Source organism: Pseudoalteromonas sp. Z9A5 (assembly GCF_011378875.1).
Lineage (GTDB): Bacteria > Pseudomonadota > Gammaproteobacteria > Enterobacterales > Alteromonadaceae > Pseudoalteromonas.
Genome location: NZ_WTLC01000036.1, coordinates 23776 through 40009 on the forward strand (window position 1 = coordinate 23776; position 16234 = coordinate 40009).

Genomic DNA, 16234 nt, shown 5'->3' on the forward strand with positions numbered 1-16234 from the left:
TATGATCACTCTATACGGCATTAGCAATTGCGATACGATAAAAAAAGCTAAAAAATACTTAACCGATAATAACGTTGAGTTTACCTTTCATGATTACCGCAAAGATGGCGTAAATGAGCAAATGGTGAGTGATTTTGCAGATAAACTCGACTGGGAGCAACTTGTTAATAAGCGCGGTACTACTTATCGTGCATTAACAGATGAGCAAAAACAGAGTCTAACTAAAGAAAGTGCAATACCACTTTTAGTGGAACAACCAGCAATGATCAAACGCCCAGTACTCGTAAATAACGGCAGCTACCATTTAGGCTTTAAAGCAGCTCAATACGATGAGATATTTAAATCATGAAAGATGACGTAATTAAACTCGCTCAAGCACTCATTCAGCGAGAATCGGTAACACCAGAAGATGCTGGTTGCCAACAAATGATGAACGACCGCCTTGCTGCAGTTGGCTTTAATATAGAGTCGTTATTTTTTACTGATACATTAAATACATGGGCACGAAAAGGCACACAATCACCACATTTCTGTTTTGCGGGTCATACTGACGTTGTACCAACAGGTCCTGAAAAAAACTGGCAACACCCACCATTCTCAGGGTTAATAAAAGACGGCTTATTACATGGTCGTGGCGCTGCTGATATGAAAGGCTCATTAGCGGCAATGCTTGTAGCAACCGAGCGTTTTGTGACTAAAAATCCAGATCATAAAGGCTCGATTTCTTTTTTAATCACCTCTGACGAAGAAGGACCGTTTATAAACGGCACAACACGTGTAATAGATACACTAGAAGCCCGTGGTGAGAAAATAGATATGTGCCTAGTAGGCGAACCCTCTTCTCGCGATGTATTAGGTGATGTTGTTAAAAATGGTCGCAGAGGATCACTTACTGCTTACTTAACAGTTAAAGGCATACAAGGTCATGTTGCCTACCCGCATTTAGCTCAAAACCCAATTCATTTAGCAACGCCAGCACTTACTGAGCTTAGCCAAACAGTATGGGATAACGGAAACGAATATTTTCCTGCTACTAGCTTTCAAATTTCGAATATAAATGGCGGCACTGGTGCTGGTAATGTGATTCCGGGGGAATTAGAAGTACAGTTTAATTTTAGATTTAGCACCGAAGTAACACATGAGCAATTACAGCAACGTGTGAATGACATTTTACAAAAGCATAATTTAAATTATGAATTAAGTTGGATAGTAAATGGCTTACCTTTTATTACCGAACACGGTCCACTTGTTGATGCCACAGTCAATGCAATTAAATCTGTAACCGGTTTAACCACTAATCTAGAAACCACGGGTGGTACATCAGACGGTCGCTTTATTGCGCAAACAGGCGCTAAAGTAATTGAACTTGGACCACGTAACGCCACTATTCATAAAATAGATGAATGCGTAAGTACCGATGACTTAATAGCCCTTGGCGACATTTACGAGCAAATACTAGAGCAACTTTTAGCATAATGGATTTAAACCAATCAACACCAATACTGTGTATTACAGGTCAAAGTGATACACATTTAACTGATATACAAAATCATCGTTTGCATAGCAACATTATTAGCGACTTTTTAGCGCTACAAAGTGCAGCAAAAAATGCGGGATTTGAGCTCACGATTGCATCAAGCTTTCGTGACTTTAATCGTCAATCAATTATTTGGAATAATAAATTTTTAGGTATTCGACCTGTTTTTAATAAACAGCAAGAAATTGCAAATTTGAGCGACCTAAGCGATATAGATAAATGCATTGCTATAATGCTCTACTCTGCATTACCTGGGGCAAGCAGACACCATTTAGGTACCGATTTAGACGTGTTTGATAAAGCAGCCGTGAACGATGATTATAAACTACAGCTAACACCCGATGAATATCAGCAAGGCGGTCCATTTGCTCCTTTAAGTAACTGGTTAGATGACAACTTAGGTAAGTTTGGTTTTTATCGTCCCTATCAACACGATTTAGGCGGCGTAGCACCGGAGCTTTGGCATATAAGCCATATTGAGCAATCACAGTTATTAGTGAATAGGCTTAGCGAACAAGTACTTTTTGAATGTATAAAAAAGAGTGAATTGCAGGGGAAGCAGGCAATACTTGATAACTTACCTGCAATTTATGCACGCTTTGTAACTAACGTAAGCCCCCCACAAAAAGAAGGCTGACGTAAATAATATTAAACTTTCTTTTTATTTAAAATAAATACCAGCACCGCGCCTAATATTAACGAGCTTGCTACAATAAATTCCATTGTTACTTGCTCTGATAAAAACAACACACCGGCAATGGCTGCAAGTACAGGCACACAAAGCTGCACTACAGCAGCTTGTGTACTTTTAAGTAATGGCATTGCCACGTACCAAACGCTATAGCCAATGCCAGAAGCTATCGCACCTGAGGCACACGCAAGCAATATGCCTTCAATACTTACATTTGGTAAATGGCTCATACCAACTAATAATAAAATAGGTATAGCAACTAAGCTTCTTATAAAATTAAAACCTGTAGTGCGCAAAGGCGATATACACACTTTACCTCTAATGCTATAAATGCCCCATGCCACACCACTTAATGCCATAAGCGATGCACCCAGTAATGAAGGCACAGCTGCAGATGGCAGCATTAAATACACAAAACCACCCAGCGCGACTATAAATGCACACCATTGAAGCACACTTAACTGCTCTTTTTTATATATTCCCCAACCAATCATGGTTAACTGCACTGCAGAAAATAAAATAAGTGCACCGGTGCCTGTATCTAGCTCTACGTATGCAATCGAAAAACAAAGCGCATAAATAAGGAGGCTAATACTGCTTCGCCAGCTTCCTTTATCGCTTAAAATTGCAGAGTTAAATGTACCTTTACGCTTTAAGTTATGAGTATAAATAGCCATTATAATGCCCAAACACGCAGCACCACTTAGCAAACGAATAATAGTAAAATTCCAGGCATCTATATAGCCTTCGGCTAAAGCCATTCTGCAAAAAAGAGAGTTTGCGGCAAATGCAATTAAAGCAATGATTGTATACAGCGTAGCTTTCAAAAAAATTCCTTAACAACAAAACGAATAACAGCGTTATTTAAGTTACCTAAGCAAGTAATTGCTATCTAATTATTGACCAATTATAGTAATTCAAACCCAGTAAACTACTTACTGGTGAGCTTATTTAAACAGGATTATCATTACTGTGCAAAGAGTGTGTTTTGTTTTGATAAATTAAGTAATATTTTTAAAATTAATACTTAATTATTGAACGTATTTTTCAATATAAAGATCTAAATCTCAAATATTTAGTACTTGTATCATCTAAAAAAATACAACCTATACCGAGTAATATACCCATTAACACACCGATGAAATTGTTAATTATGTATTCTTTTTAGGTGTACCGTATTTAACAACACCAATAAAGCCATTTAAGTATTTCAACTTAGTTTATTAAAATTAAAAATTCACGTTTTGTTCACCAACGTTACTCTACGATTTCTTACAATGTTTCGTACATTAAACCCAAAAATATATGTTAATGTATGAAAGTAAATTAAGAGGAGTGCTCAGTGCGCCGCAGTATAATTTTAAGCTTTTGTTTTATTTTAAGTGGTTGTAGCACCATAGGCTTTAGTGACCTATTTAACGACTATGCCACCCAAATGACACCGGTAAGAAATGCGATCGAGAAAAACAATATCGAAGAAGCGCAGTCCCTTATTGCTAAAAATAGCACTATGCACAGTAGTTATCTTTTAAATCAGTTAGAGCAAGCTCGTATAAACGACTTAGCCAATAACCCTACTGATTCACAAAGTAAATTTGAAAACGTATATACGCAAATGCAAACTAAGCGCGAAGCAGCAAAAATACAATTAAGTGCTGGGCTTGAACAAAGCAATGCACTGTTTACCAATGATTCAGCTATAACCTATGTGCCGCCAGCTTATGAAATGAGCATGCTACATAGCTACAAAGCACTTAATTATGTATACAAAAATGATGTTGAAGGCGCTTTAGTAGAGATTCGCAGAGCAAATAAAGTACAAGTTGATGCGCGTTCAGAAAACCAGTCAGCAATAAATTCAACGGTTCAAGAAGCACAACAGCATTATCCAAGTATGGGCAATGTCACCCGAGACGTAAAAAATGGCTTTCAAAATGCTTATACATTTTATTTATCGGCTTTGCTTTACCAAAGCGTTAAACAATATGACGACGCTTACATTGATTATAAAAAAGCGTTAGATATTCAGCCAAACAATATTTATTTACAACGTGATGTAATGCGCCTCGCAAAAAAACAAGGGTTTGACCAAGACTTAAGTGAATTTAAAAAACGCTTTAGCGATGCACCCAGCATACCGACAAATCAAGGCGAAGTTATTGTTTTATTTGAACAAGGTTTAGTACCAAAGCAAGATGAATTTAAACTGCGTTTACCAATATACACTTCACGAGGTGATGCTCGTTTTTACAGCCTTGCTATGCCTGTATACAAAGATAATGCGTATATAAGACGACTCAATAACATAAACATAGATACAAACAGTTTAGAATTAAACCCACTTGTTCATATTGAAGCACTTGCAGCAAAAACATTAGAAGATCAAATTCCTGCCAAGGTGGCACGCCAAATTTTGCGCCTAATCGCAAAAGAGAAAGTTCGCGCAGAGCTAGCACGTAGCGCCGGCGATGTTGGGAATATACTCGCAAATATTTATAATTTAGCATCGGAGCAAGCCGACACTCGCAGTTGGCTTACGCTTCCAAATCAAATTAGTGTTGCAAGGCAAAGCCTAGATATAGGCGAGCATTCGTTACAAGTAGGTACTCAAGCGCCTATAAATTTTACCGTTAGTAAGCAAGGGTTAACGTTAATTTACCTAACCTCTGTTAATAACTACTTTAACTACCATGTAGTTCAACTCTAGGAGTCACCATGAAATACATAGTGCCATTATTTGCTGTTTTAATGCTTAGTGCATGTAGCAGCAAACCCGTTACATCAGGTATTGCCGTTGAACAAAATACAAATAAGTTTAACGAACAACTACGTGTTGATAATTCAGATTTAGGTAATAAGCTGGCTATTACTGACGTAAAAACACGTCAAACCAATCAGCTAACCGACGTGGTAGTCACACTTTCGAGTCAATATAAAAAATCGCAGTATCTGCAATATCAATTTAATTGGTTTGATAAAGATGGTTTTGTAATTAAAGGCAACCACTCGCCTTGGCAAGCACTTACACTATTCGGCTTTGCAAAAACACAATTACCGGGTTTAGCGCCAAGCTCTGATGCGGTCACCTTTTCTTTAGCAGTAAGAGAAGTATCTACCGAGTCACAAGAATTTAAAGATTAAAGGAAACAGCCATGATCATTAGTAAAAAATTTAAAACAGCATCAACTTATGCTTTAGTTGGTTTAAGTGCTTTAGTATTAAGCGGTTGTGCAAACAAAGCAGTAGTAAGCTACGGCGACGCACAAGCAGTAGAAACAACCGATATAAATTTTGGTTCTACCGACTTACAAAAAGTAGCGAGCCAAATGACCGACTCATTACTAAGCTCACCCGTTGTTGGCACAATGACCGCTAATAAACGCCCTATTGTATTTGTTGAGCGTATTAAAAACAAAACCAGTGAGCATATAGACACAGAGTCAATTACCGATTCTATATCTACACAAATGCTACGCAGCGGTAAGTTTAGATTTGTTGATATGACTCGTGTTGAATCAGTACGTGAGCAATTAACGTTTCAAAATGAAGATGCACTAATCAACCCAGCAACAGCCGTTGCATTTGGTAAACAGATTGGCGCGCAATATATGTTATACGGCAACCTATCAAGTATCGTTAAATCTAATGCCGATAAATCAGACGTGTACTACAAATTTACCATGCGTTTAATGGATATGGAAAGCGGCCTAGTTGAGTGGGCAGACGAAACTGAAATTCGTAAAACTAAAGAAAAATCAACCTTTGGCTGGTAGCCAATAGGAGCAAGTTATGAAAGCAATTACTGTATTAATGTGCGTATTACTTACAATTAGCGCACCTACATTTGCTAAATACGAGCGCAACAAAGCAGTGCCTGTTCAGCAAGTTTTATTTGGTGACGTAAAATCGGTACGCAATATTACCGAACAAGAAATCATTCAAGACAAAAACAACGGCTGGAAAACCTTTGGCGGCGCATTACTGGGCGGTGTTGTAGGTAATCAGTTTGGTGGCGGAAGCGGACGCACTGTTGCCACCATACTTGGTTCTATCATAGGTGGTAACGTAGCGCATAATAGTCAGCAAAAAAGTCATTACGAACAAAGTCATTTTGTAGAGTTGTTGATACAAGTTGAAAATGGAGATCAATTTATGGTCGTTCAAGATCAAGACCAATCAATGCGTTTTAGCAAAGGTGACAACGTAAGATTAGTATACTTAACCGACAACACTGTTCGAGTAGATACCGCGTATTAAATAGTTATGTCTATTGACGTTTAAAACAAAAACGAGCCTAAATTGGCTCGTTTTTGTTTATTTATTTTTAAATTAAACTTGGCGGTAATCTTTAAAAAAGCGTTTCATTTTTATCATCGCATCCGACAAATCATCTTTGTTTGGCAAAAATACCAATCTAAAGTGATCAGGTTCTGGCCAGTTAAATGCCCTGCCATGCACAAGTAATATTTTTTCGGCTTTGAGTAAATCAAACATCATTTGCTCATCATCTTTAATATTAAAATGTGCTGTATCTACCTTTGCAAACGCATACAACGCCCCTTTTGGCTTTTTACAACTTATGCCCTCAATTGCATTTAGCCCGCGCCATGCAATATCACGCTGCTCGTATAAGCGACCACCAGGGTTAATTAAATTATCAATAGATTGCACGCCACCCAACGCTTGTTGTATGGCGTATTGAGCAGGTACATTAGCGCACAAACGCATAGAGGCAAGTATTTCTAAGCCCTTGCGTAAATCGTCCATTACCGAGGTACGCCCGCTTAACACCATCCAACCCATTCTTAGCCCAGCAGCTCGATATGTTTTAGCCAAACCGTTAAAGGTAATAATTGGTACATCATCGCAAAGCGAGCCAATCGATGTATGGGTTACACCATCGTATAAAATCTTTTCGTAAATTTCGTCACTCAACAACAATAATTTGTGTTCGCGCGCTATATCAATCAATTGCAGTAACAAATCATCACTGTAAACCGCACCCGTTGGATTATTAGGATTAATTAATACCAGAGCTTTAGTTTTTGAGGTGATTTTACTTTTTATATCTGCAATATCCGGAAACCAATCTTGTTCCTCATCACACAAATAATGAACCGGGTTACCACCAGATAATTTAACAGAAGCAGTCCAAAGTGGGTAATCAGGCGCAGGAATAAGTACTTCGTCGCCATTGTTTAATAGCGCCTGAGTAATCATTTGAATAAGTTCACTAACGCCATTACCAATGTAAATGTTATCAACATCTAAATTGTGTAATCCACGTTGTTGGTAATGCTGATAAATAGCCACGCGGGCTGAGTAGAGGCCTTTAGAGTCACAGTAGCCTTGGGCTGAGTATAAATTGCGGATAATATCGCGGTGCATATCTTCAGGCATATCAAAACCAAAGGCGGCCGGATTACCTATATTTAACTTTAAGACTTTTTGACCTTCGTCTTCCATTTTTTTAGCTTGCGCTAAAACTGGTCCGCGAATGTCATAACATACACCTTCTAATTTGTGACTCTTTTTAATATCAGACATTTTTACCTCTACTAGTGAGTCTTTAGACTAACCTAGTAAAGGCGTAAAATGCCAGCCTATTTAAGCGCTTAATACTGAAATAAATTCACGTTTAGCTTATATTTTTAACGAGATGCTAACCATTCATTTAGCTTAGTTTGAGAGCCAGTTACTTGCGCCATCAAACTATTAGACGCATCGATAGCTTCTGATAAGTTATCCATATTTAAATTTTGCTCAATAACACGAGAAACCTCAGCAAGGCTTGAAGCCCCAAACTGCGCCGCGTTAGACTTTAAGCTATGAGAATGACGAATAGCCGCTTCTCTGTCTTTACCAATGGTTGCCAAAACTTCAGACCCTAAACGTTCAAACTCTGTACAACAAAATTCAAGCGTATCAGCAAATTGTTCACCCAATAACGATTCCATACTTTCTAATGCTGATGTATCAATATTTATTTCTGTCATATTTAAAGCCCTTAAAAACAATCCATGTAAATTACAGTTTAATAGTACTACTTTATATTGATGCGTAAAAAAAACCAACTTAATTACCTTAAAAATGTATAATTATGAGGATCATACTGGCAACTAAAAAGTTTATTAAATGGCACGCACACTTTGTAATCAGTGTAACTTTGCACTCAACACCTGTATTTGCAATGCAATTACAAACACAAAAAACAAAGTCACGGTTATTATTCTACAGCATCCTAGCGAAGAAAAAATAGCAAAAAACACCGCTAAGTTATTGAATTTATGCTTAACTGATTGCCAAATAATCAAAGGTGAAAATAATAACGACTTTTCTATTCTTAAAACACTGCCAGTAAACTCTACCGTTTTACTCTACCCTAATGAAAGCGCTGTAAATTTAGACGACAATAATGTGCAGCCAAGTTTAAAAAATATTACGCACTTAATCGTTGTTGATGGCACATGGAAAAAAGCCTACAAAATTTTGCAGCTCACCACATTGCTAAATCAATTTAAAACGGTCAGTTTTAAACAGTTACCTAAAAATCGTTATGCAATTCGTAAAGCCCCCCGCGCCGACAGCCTATCCACACTTGAAGCCGTAGCGCATAGTTTATTTTTAATAGAGCAGCTAAATCCCGCACCACTTTACAATGTGCTTGATGAATTAATACAAAAACAAACCCAACACATGCCCGAGCACGTAAAAGCACGTTACTTAGATTAAATTCGTTACTATATGAAACTTGCAATGCGTAACTACCCAAACAGATTAAAGCGTGGATTTACTCGCCAAGGTCCCGACTATCGATTTGACGACCAAGTCGACTTTAGCGATATAAGAGACACCTTTGGTTTTAGGTCAATGGTGGTAGGTAAATGGGTAACTAAAGAAGAGCGCTATATTAGCGCCAATTTAATTTACGATGCTCTGGCCGACCTTGCACAAATACTGCATTTACCACCTAAAGCAATTGGCCTGCGCGGGAAGCTTAATTTTGCATTTGGTCATGGTGGTCAAAAAGGCGTGCAAGCGCATTATAATGCAGCCTCTCAAACGCTTGCTCTTGCAAAAAATGCAGGCGGAGGCGCACTTGCTCACGAATGGTTTCATGCGTTTGACCATCATATAAGCGAGCATTTATTTGCAGCAAAACCACGATTTGGTTTTGCCTCAAAACTATGGCTTTCAAACACACCTAATTTATCGCACCCACTTAATAATGCTTTAAACAGTTTTTATAAAAATGTATTTTTAGATGAGCACGGCGTTAATGCTAATAGCTTTGTACAAACATGCATAGAACACGATAAAGCACAAAACATGAATTATATGAGCATGCCAGAAGAACTTGCAGCACGTTGCTTTGAAGCGTGTATTGAGCAGCATTCAAATATAAAAAATAGCTTTTTAGTGGGGGGCTTACAAAGTAGTAATTTAATATACCCAAATATTGGGCATATTAATAAAGCAAATGAAGCGCTTAACCAGTACTTTGAACTATTGGGTTATGCGCTTCATAAAATAGACGAGTAAAAGCTTTATTTAGTGGTTACTTATCGTCACTAATACGACTTGCTACTGCGCTGTTTTGATCTTTATATTTTGCATCTTTACGAATGTTGTATGGGTTTTCACACGGGCCCGATAGCATTTCAAAGCTCATAGCCCCAATTTTCATCAGTGGGCGAAGCGCCAGTGGTAATTTACCTGAGTTGTAAAACTCTAGAACAATATTACCGCTCCAGCCTGGATCTATTCGGTGCGCAGTTACATGCACCATTAAACCTAAACGCGCTAGCGATGAGCGTCCATCTAACCACCCTACTATGTCTGCTGGCAGAGTTACTTTTTCGTGCGTTATAGCAAGTGCAAGTTCACCTGGGTGTAAAAAGAATGCTTCACCTTCAGCAAGCACTATTTCTTCACTCATGATTGATTCCATGGCTTTATTTAACTGATCTTTTGGACCGCTTAAATCGACGTATGCCGCATTATGCGCATTAAAAGTTCTGAATTTATTACCTAATCGCAAATCGGCAGTTACGCCTGAAATCATGTCACTTGTTGGCGCAGGCTCAATAACAATGCGACCATCGCTTAGGTATTCATTAATATGTGTGTCTGAAAGTCTCATTATTTATTAATCTTCTGTAATCACAATTTCAATTGCATTGTGATGCTGTTGATAATAGAGCGTGCTGGCTATAAGCCTCGCTGCTGCGCTGTATGTTTTGCTTATCGCCGCGTCGTTATCGTTGGCAATAAGTTTTCCTTGCTCAGAATATTCACGTATATCTATTGCAAGAGGAATATGGCTAAGTACGGGTACGCCGTGCTTGTGCGCCAGCTTTTGTGCACCGTCTTTACCAAATACGTGGTTAGCTTCACCGCAGTGGCTGCAAATGTAATAACTCATGTTTTCAATTAAGCCCAGCACTGGCACGTTTACTTTATTAAACATAGCAATGCCTTTTTGCGCATCGGCTAGGGCTAAGTCTTGCGGTGTAGTGACAATAACAGTGCCGCTCGCGGGTACTTTTTGGCTCATTGTAAGTTGAATATCACCGGTGCCCGGTGGCATATCCACAATTAAGTAATCAAGCTCGCCCCAATCAGTCTCGTTAAGCAATTGGCTAAGCGCGCCTGACGCCATTGGTCCGCGCCAAACGGTGGCATCATCGCTTGGGACTAAAAAGCCAATTGACTGCGCTTTAATGCCGTTTGCATCAAAAGGCTGTAGCTGTTTGTTATCTTTAGTGACGGGCTCTGCGCCCACCAAGCCTAAAAGCATTGGAATAGATGGGCCATAAATATCAGCGTCTAAAATACCCACCTTTGCGCCTTCGTTTTTAAGGGCGCCCGCCAAGTTAACGGCAGTAGTCGACTTACCTACTCCGCCTTTGCCTGAGGCAATAAGCACAATATGTTTAATCGCCTTAAATTTAGCTGCCTCTTTAATGATAACCTTGGCGCTAATTGTTACAGGCACATTTAAGCTTTCACTTACGTGTTGCTCAACTAAAGGCATTTCTGATTGCCCAGCAAATGGCAGGGTTAATTTAATGTGTAATGATTTATCGTCATTTTGAGTAATAGTATCAATGAAGCTTTCGTCAATACCGACGGCAAAAGCCGCACTACGATATGCCGCTAAGGCAGTAATAATCGGTTGTTTTTGCACCGATTTAGAAGAGAATAGTTTCGACAGTCCAAACATAGCAATTAAATAGCGTTTCTTTGATGAAAAGTGCCACGGAATTATGTAACATTCAGGGCATTAACACCAGTCAATTAATAAAAATCCATAAGCTGTGCGCACTCTAAGCAGATAGCTTGTAGATAAATTAATGATAATTGCCGTTTGTATAATAAAAACGGCGTTTTATCCTCAATTCGGAATGATTATGACGCAGCGAAAGATCCTGATTACCAGCGCATTACCTTATGCAAATGGCCCTACTCACTTAGGTCATTTATTGGAATATATTCAAACTGATATTTGGTCACGTTTTCAAAAACTACAGGGCCACGAAGCTTATTATGTTTGCGCAGACGATGCCCACGGCACACCAATTATGCTTAATGCGCAAAAGCAAGGGATCACGCCTGAAGAAGCGGTAAAACAAGTCAGCATAGAGCGCCAACGCGACTTTGCTGACTTTAATATCAAATTTGATAACTACCACAGCACACACAGCCAAGAAAATAAAGAATTAAGCGAGCTTATTTATAACCGCCTAAACGATGCCGGTCATATTAAAAAGCACACTATTTCGCAATTATTCGACCCTGAAAAAGGTATTTTCTTACCCGATCGTTTTGTAACAGGTACTTGCCCAACGTGTAAGTCTGAAAACCAAAACGGCGACAGTTGTGATTCATGTGGTGCTACATACAGCCCTACAGATTTAATCAACCCACGTTCTGTAATGTCGGGCGCTGAGCCTGTACTTAAAGATTCTGAGCATTACTTTTTTGACCTGCCAGCATTTGAAGGCATGCTAAAAGAATGGCTACACTCGGGCACTATTCAACAAGAAATGGCTAACAAGCTAGACGAATGGTTTACCGATGGCCTGCAGCAATGGGATATTAGCCGCGATGCACCTTATTTTGGTTTTGAAATTCCAAATGCACCGGGCAAATATTTTTACGTTTGGTTAGATGCCCCTATTGGTTACATGGCGAGCTTTAAAAACCTGTGTGACAAAACAGGCATTAACTTTGATGAGTTTTGGGCTGAAGGTTCAGACGCTGAGCTTTATCACTTTATTGGTAAAGACATCATTTATTTCCACAGCTTATTTTGGCCAGCAATGCTAGAAGGCGCTAATTTTAGAAAGCCAACTAACGTATTCGCTCATGGTTTTGTCACTGTAAATGGCGAAAAAATGTCTAAATCAAAGGGTACGTTTATTAAAGCGCGTACTTATTTAGATAACTTAAACCCAGAGTACTTACGTTACTACTACGCAGCAAAATTAAGCAGCGGTATTGTTGATCTTGATTTAAACCTAGAAGACTTTGCACAGCGCGTAAATTCAGACCTAGTAGGTAAAGTAGTAAACATAGCGAGCCGTTGTGCTGGCTTTATTACTAAAAAGTTTGATGGCAAGCTAAGCAGCACTATTATGCAACCAGAGCTATTAGCAGAGTTTCAAGCGGCTGCACCTAGCATTACAACACACTATGAGAATCGCGATTACAGCCGCGCAATTCGCGAAATAATGGCGCTTGCCGACAAAGCAAACCAATTTATTGATGGCGCAGCACCTTGGGTATTAATTAAAGACGAAACTAAGCAACAAGAAGCACACGAAGTGTGTTCTCTTGGTCTTAACTTATTCCGCGTTTTAATTACTTACTTAAAACCAGTGCTACCAGAAATGGCCGACAACGTACAAGCATTTTTAAATGACGACCTTGCATGGGACGGCGTTCAAAATGCACTCGTAAGCCACCCTATCAATAAATTCAAACCGTTAATGCAACGTGTTGAAATGGATAAAGTAAATAAAATGGTTGAAGAATCTAAAGAAAGCTTAGCGCCAAAAGTAACTATTGACCCTAACAGCCCACTTGCAAAAGAGCCGATTAGCGACGAGATAGAATTTGATGACTTTGCAAAAGTAGACTTGCGCGTAGCTAAAATAGCTAAAGCAGAGCACGTAGAAGGCGCTGATAAACTACTTAAGCTAACACTTGATTTAGGCGGCGAAACTCGCCAAGTATTTGCGGGTATTAAATCGGCTTACGCACCAGAGGATCTTGAAGGTAAGTTAACCGTTATGGTCGCTAACCTTAAGCCTCGTAAAATGCGCTTTGGTATGTCTGAGGGCATGGTATTAGCAGCAGGTCCTGGCGGAAAAGAAATTTATATTCTTAACCCAGATGACGGCTCAGAGCCTGGTATGCGCGTAATGTAAGCTAACGCTTAATAACCCATCTAAAAACCGCTGATACTGTCAGCGGTTTTTTTATAGGCTTCCCTATTTGCTTTATAAGCATTATTTAAATAATATCAGTGTATTAAAATATTTTTTAGATCAACAACCATGACCAGCAACCTTGATACACAAAGACTAAATACCAGTGCGCTAATCAAGCAATATAAGTTACTCGCAATCTTACGCTTAAAACAACAAAGCGATGTAGCTTCATTAATTGATTGCTTAGTTAATGCAGGCATAAGCGCACTCGAAATCACTTCAAACACGCCTGGCTTTGAGCAAGAAATAACAAAAGCACGCACAGCTCATAAAAATGCACTTATTGGCGCAGGTACAATAATAAATACCACTCTGGCTCAGCAAGCAATTGATGCTGGCGCACAGTTTATTGTAACCCCTAACACAAATAAAGCCGTTGTAGATCTTGCTCACAAGCATGGTTTACCTGTACTTATGGGCGCATTAACACCTACCGATGTTGCAAATGCAATTGAGTATAACGCTGACATTATTAAGGTATTTCCTGCTGGCAGTATGGGCGTTGGTTACTTTAAAGCATTAACAGGCCCATTTTCAGAAGCACAATTAATGCCTGTTGGTGGTATTACTTTGGATAATATATCTCAGTGGTTTGACGCAGGTGCTTGCGGCGCGGCAGTAAGTGGTGATTTTTGTAAAATAGTCAACACAGAACAAGAACGCAGTGATCTTACTAAGCTTGTAAAAAGCTATATAAGTAAACTGCCTAAATAGGCAGTTATACTTTAACTATAAAATTAGGGTCTGTTTATCTTTCGAGGTTGAATTTGCAGCAGCATGCTTGGTATTTAGGCAAGGCAGAGCCTATGTAGTGTGGTTATTCCCCATAATATAGGCGATAACGTAGAATAAATGCCAAACATGCACTGCCCTTAGGGTTCTGCCTAGGGGCAATTTACTCTTTGTTGCCTCCATGGATGTAGGTAAGGGGCGTGAGCAGGACGCGGAAACTTTGCCCGATTTTTACTTATTCTTACATGGATGTAAGTCAGTAGAATAACGCAGGAGCGGTTATCGAGCCCACTAGGTTACAAACCTCACGCCGCGATTAAATCGCCCCTAAATTGAACGAATTTTAATCCTGAAAGGTCAACAGGCCCTAAACATTCTTTTTAATTCAGCTTTTTCAATACACGATCTTTTCTTGGTAAGTAATAGTTATCGTAATCAAGCGATACTATAACGCGCTCTGCTTTTCCCAATAGCTCATCACGCGGAATTAAACCTATTACACGAGAGTCTGCACTATTATCTCGGTTATCGCCCATTGCTAAATAATAATCATCTGGAATTGTTATTTCGTCAAACCCCGATAAACGCGAAGGAATATTCGCCACTCTTATCGAATGCTCTAATCCGTTTAAATCTTCAATTTTATCAAGTGAGTCTATGTTGCTGCGCTGATCTGCATAGTTAAGCTTTTTACCATTAATAACGAGCTCATTATTTTCAAGCGCCACGGTATCTCCTGGCAAACCAATTACACGCTTAATTAAACGATTATCGGCTGCCTGTGAGTCAAACACGATGATATCGCCAGTTTTCGGATCGCTTAATTTCAAAAGCGGTATATGCGTAAAAGGAATACGTAAGTCGTAAGCCATTTTATCAGTAAGAATCCTATCACCCTCTTGAATGGTCGGTTTCATTGAGCCTGTAGGCACTTCGTACCAGTCGGCAACAGCGCTTCTAAATACGCTCATTAGTGCAATAAATACGATGAGAGAACGATTGTTTTTCCAAAAATTATAAACTGGTTTCATGCCTAATCCCTTTAATTTAACACGTCTTTAATTGAGTAAGTGTTTATATGACTTTACTAATAAGCAGCAGTTCAATTAAGGATGTAACAAAACATGTTTACTACTTAATTTTAATTGATCGATTAAATTTAAAGCGCCGTAACATTTAATGAAACCAACGGGTATTAACTTAAAGGAAAATAAAATGTTTAAGAAAATTACTACTGCATTATTGTTTACAACAGCAAGCCTTGGATTTACTACGGCGGCTTATGCTGATCATCATGGTATGAAAAAAGATGTTGTTGAAGTAGCCGTTGAAAATGGTTCGTTCACTACCCTTGTTTCCGCTGTTAAAGCAGCAGGTTTAGTTGAAACGCTACAAGGTAAAGGACCATTTACTATTTTTGCACCAACAGACGCTGCATTTTCAAAACTGCCTGAAGGCACTGTAGAAATGCTACTCAAGCCAGAAAACAAAGATAAGCTAACGGCGGTATTAACTTACCACGTAGTGTCTGGCAAGGTTATGGCTGCTGATGTAATGACAATCGATAAAGCAACAACCGTGCAAGGTCAATCAGTTATGGTCAAGTCTAGTGATATGGGCGTGATGATTAACGATGCAAACGTTATTAAAGCTGATGTAGAAGCAAGTAACGGCGTAATTCACGTGATTGACAAAGTGCTATTACCTAAAGAATAATTTAAATAACAAAGAGCATAGTTGTTTTTTTATTCGTATTTAAGTTAACTTAAATACGAA

The 16234-nt window shown here is 38.9% G+C and carries 18 protein-coding genes; 12 read left to right on the forward strand and 6 right to left on the reverse strand.

Annotated elements, in window-relative coordinates; all coding sequences use genetic code 11:
• The first annotated feature begins 1 nt into the window (after window position 1).
• Genes GQR56_RS16365 through GQR56_RS16375 form a run of 3 tightly spaced genes read left to right on the forward strand, consistent with a single transcriptional unit; the run spans window position 2 to window position 2174 of the window.
• Entirely contained in the window at window positions 2–349 is a 348-nt protein-coding gene (locus tag GQR56_RS16365; protein WP_024609769.1) for an ArsC family reductase, read from the forward strand.
• Window positions 346–1476, forward strand: coding sequence for a succinyl-diaminopimelate desuccinylase (gene dapE / locus GQR56_RS16370; RefSeq protein ID WP_024609770.1), 1131 nt, complete (start codon window positions 346–348; stop codon window positions 1474–1476). The genes GQR56_RS16365 and dapE overlap by 4 nt, the downstream gene beginning before the upstream one ends.
• Complete coding sequence (locus GQR56_RS16375) at window positions 1476–2174, forward strand: M15 family metallopeptidase (protein WP_024609771.1); 699 nt, start codon at window positions 1476–1478, stop codon at window positions 2172–2174. Before dapE ends, GQR56_RS16375 begins: the two co-directional genes overlap by 1 nt.
• Before the next feature lie 11 nt (window positions 2175–2185).
• On the opposite strand, the gene GQR56_RS16380 is transcribed toward GQR56_RS16375, so the two are convergent.
• On the reverse strand, window positions 2186–3055 hold the full coding sequence (locus GQR56_RS16380; RefSeq protein ID WP_166113380.1) for a DMT family transporter: 870 nt from the start codon (window positions 3053–3055) through the stop codon (window positions 2186–2188).
• A 515-nt stretch (window positions 3056–3570) separates the two neighbouring features.
• Between GQR56_RS16380 and GQR56_RS16385 the strand changes: the two genes are divergently transcribed.
• The 4 genes from GQR56_RS16385 to GQR56_RS16400 are packed head-to-tail and all read left to right on the forward strand — an operon-like array spanning window position 3571 to window position 6485.
• Window positions 3571–4935, forward strand: a complete 1365-nt coding sequence (locus GQR56_RS16385; RefSeq protein WP_166113383.1) for an adenine DNA methylase — start codon at window positions 3571–3573, stop codon at window positions 4933–4935.
• A gap of 8 nt (window positions 4936–4943) precedes the next feature.
• Complete coding sequence (locus tag GQR56_RS16390) at window positions 4944–5369, forward strand: YcfL family protein (protein WP_024609774.1); 426 nt, start codon at window positions 4944–4946, stop codon at window positions 5367–5369.
• Between the two features lie 11 nt (window positions 5370–5380).
• On the forward strand, window positions 5381–6001 hold the full coding sequence (lpoB, locus tag GQR56_RS16395; RefSeq protein WP_024609775.1) for a penicillin-binding protein activator LpoB: 621 nt from the start codon (window positions 5381–5383) through the stop codon (window positions 5999–6001).
• Window positions 6002–6017: 16 nt separating this feature from the next.
• Window positions 6018–6485 (forward strand): glycine zipper 2TM domain-containing protein, encoded by a 468-nt coding sequence (locus GQR56_RS16400; RefSeq protein ID WP_166113386.1) that lies wholly within the window; start codon window positions 6018–6020, stop codon window positions 6483–6485.
• A gap of 72 nt (window positions 6486–6557) precedes the next feature.
• Here GQR56_RS16400 and GQR56_RS16405 read toward each other — a convergent pair whose 3' ends face one another.
• A complete protein-coding gene (locus GQR56_RS16405; protein WP_024609777.1) occupies window positions 6558–7775 on the reverse strand; it encodes a pyridoxal phosphate-dependent aminotransferase in 1218 nt (405 codons plus the stop codon).
• A 104-nt stretch (window positions 7776–7879) separates the two neighbouring features.
• A complete protein-coding gene (locus tag GQR56_RS16410; RefSeq protein WP_024609778.1) occupies window positions 7880–8224 on the reverse strand; it encodes an Hpt domain-containing protein in 345 nt (114 codons plus the stop codon).
• 139 nt (window positions 8225–8363) lie between these two features.
• Between GQR56_RS16410 and GQR56_RS16415 the strand changes: the two genes are divergently transcribed.
• Both GQR56_RS16415 and GQR56_RS16420 read left to right on the forward strand, forming a co-directional pair.
• The gene (locus tag GQR56_RS16415) at window positions 8364–8960 is read left to right on the forward strand and encodes a tRNA-uridine aminocarboxypropyltransferase (RefSeq protein ID WP_024609779.1); all 597 of its coding nucleotides are present in this window, start codon (window positions 8364–8366) and stop codon (window positions 8958–8960) included.
• A 24-nt stretch (window positions 8961–8984) separates the two neighbouring features.
• Window positions 8985–9770, forward strand: coding sequence for a CLCA_X family protein (locus GQR56_RS16420; RefSeq protein WP_166113428.1), 786 nt, complete (start codon window positions 8985–8987; stop codon window positions 9768–9770).
• A 16-nt stretch (window positions 9771–9786) separates the two neighbouring features.
• Here GQR56_RS16420 and dcd read toward each other — a convergent pair whose 3' ends face one another.
• Together dcd and apbC are read right to left on the reverse strand one after the other, a co-directional pair.
• Window positions 9787–10371, reverse strand: coding sequence for a dCTP deaminase (dcd, locus tag GQR56_RS16425; protein WP_166113389.1), 585 nt, complete (start codon window positions 10369–10371; stop codon window positions 9787–9789).
• A 6-nt stretch (window positions 10372–10377) separates the two neighbouring features.
• Window positions 10378–11454 carry an iron-sulfur cluster carrier protein ApbC gene (gene apbC / locus GQR56_RS16430; RefSeq protein WP_033026641.1) on the reverse strand — a complete coding sequence of 359 codons (1077 nt, stop codon included), beginning with the start codon at window positions 11452–11454 and terminating at the stop codon, window positions 10378–10380.
• 187 nt (window positions 11455–11641) lie between these two features.
• Here apbC and metG point away from each other — a divergent pair, with 187 nt between their 5' ends.
• Both metG and GQR56_RS16440 read left to right on the forward strand, forming a co-directional pair.
• Window positions 11642–13663, forward strand: coding sequence for a methionine--tRNA ligase (metG, locus tag GQR56_RS16435; protein ID WP_024609476.1), 2022 nt, complete (start codon window positions 11642–11644; stop codon window positions 13661–13663).
• Between the two features lie 129 nt (window positions 13664–13792).
• A complete protein-coding gene (locus GQR56_RS16440; RefSeq protein ID WP_166113392.1) occupies window positions 13793–14440 on the forward strand; it encodes a bifunctional 4-hydroxy-2-oxoglutarate aldolase/2-dehydro-3-deoxy-phosphogluconate aldolase in 648 nt (215 codons plus the stop codon).
• Window positions 14441–14838: 398 nt separating this feature from the next.
• Here the strand turns inward: GQR56_RS16440 and lepB are convergent, their stop codons facing one another.
• Complete coding sequence (gene lepB / locus GQR56_RS16445; protein WP_024609474.1) at window positions 14839–15489, reverse strand: signal peptidase I; 651 nt, start codon at window positions 15487–15489, stop codon at window positions 14839–14841.
• 184 nt (window positions 15490–15673) lie between these two features.
• Here lepB and GQR56_RS16450 point away from each other — a divergent pair, with 184 nt between their 5' ends.
• A complete protein-coding gene (locus tag GQR56_RS16450; RefSeq protein ID WP_166113395.1) occupies window positions 15674–16174 on the forward strand; it encodes a fasciclin domain-containing protein in 501 nt (166 codons plus the stop codon).
• The last annotated feature ends 60 nt before the right edge of the window (window positions 16175–16234 follow it).

Coding starts and splice junctions, on each gene's coding strand:
- GQR56_RS16365 (WP_024609769.1), top strand. CDS start 2: ATGATCACTCTATACGGCATTAGCAATTGCGATACGATAAAAAAAGCT.
- dapE (WP_024609770.1), top strand. CDS start 346: ATGAAAGATGACGTAATTAAACTCGCTCAAGCACTCATTCAGCGAGAA.
- GQR56_RS16375 (WP_024609771.1), top strand. CDS start 1,476: ATGGATTTAAACCAATCAACACCAATACTGTGTATTACAGGTCAAAGT.
- GQR56_RS16390 (WP_024609774.1), top strand. CDS start 4,944: ATGAAATACATAGTGCCATTATTTGCTGTTTTAATGCTTAGTGCATGT.
- lpoB (WP_024609775.1), top strand. CDS start 5,381: ATGATCATTAGTAAAAAATTTAAAACAGCATCAACTTATGCTTTAGTT.
- GQR56_RS16400 (WP_166113386.1), top strand. CDS start 6,018: ATGAAAGCAATTACTGTATTAATGTGCGTATTACTTACAATTAGCGCA.
- GQR56_RS16405 (WP_024609777.1), bottom strand. CDS start 7,775: ATGTCTGATATTAAAAAGAGTCACAAATTAGAAGGTGTATGTTATGAC.
- GQR56_RS16410 (WP_024609778.1), bottom strand. CDS start 8,224: ATGACAGAAATAAATATTGATACATCAGCATTAGAAAGTATGGAATCG.
- GQR56_RS16415 (WP_024609779.1), top strand. CDS start 8,364: ATGGCACGCACACTTTGTAATCAGTGTAACTTTGCACTCAACACCTGT.
- GQR56_RS16420 (WP_166113428.1), top strand. CDS start 8,985: ATGCGTAACTACCCAAACAGATTAAAGCGTGGATTTACTCGCCAAGGT.
- dcd (WP_166113389.1), bottom strand. CDS start 10,371: ATGAGACTTTCAGACACACATATTAATGAATACCTAAGCGATGGTCGC.
- apbC (WP_033026641.1), bottom strand. CDS start 11,454: ATGTTTGGACTGTCGAAACTATTCTCTTCTAAATCGGTGCAAAAACAA.
- metG (WP_024609476.1), top strand. CDS start 11,642: ATGACGCAGCGAAAGATCCTGATTACCAGCGCATTACCTTATGCAAAT.
- GQR56_RS16440 (WP_166113392.1), top strand. CDS start 13,793: ATGACCAGCAACCTTGATACACAAAGACTAAATACCAGTGCGCTAATC.
- lepB (WP_024609474.1), bottom strand. CDS start 15,489: ATGAAACCAGTTTATAATTTTTGGAAAAACAATCGTTCTCTCATCGTA.
- GQR56_RS16450 (WP_166113395.1), top strand. CDS start 15,674: ATGTTTAAGAAAATTACTACTGCATTATTGTTTACAACAGCAAGCCTT.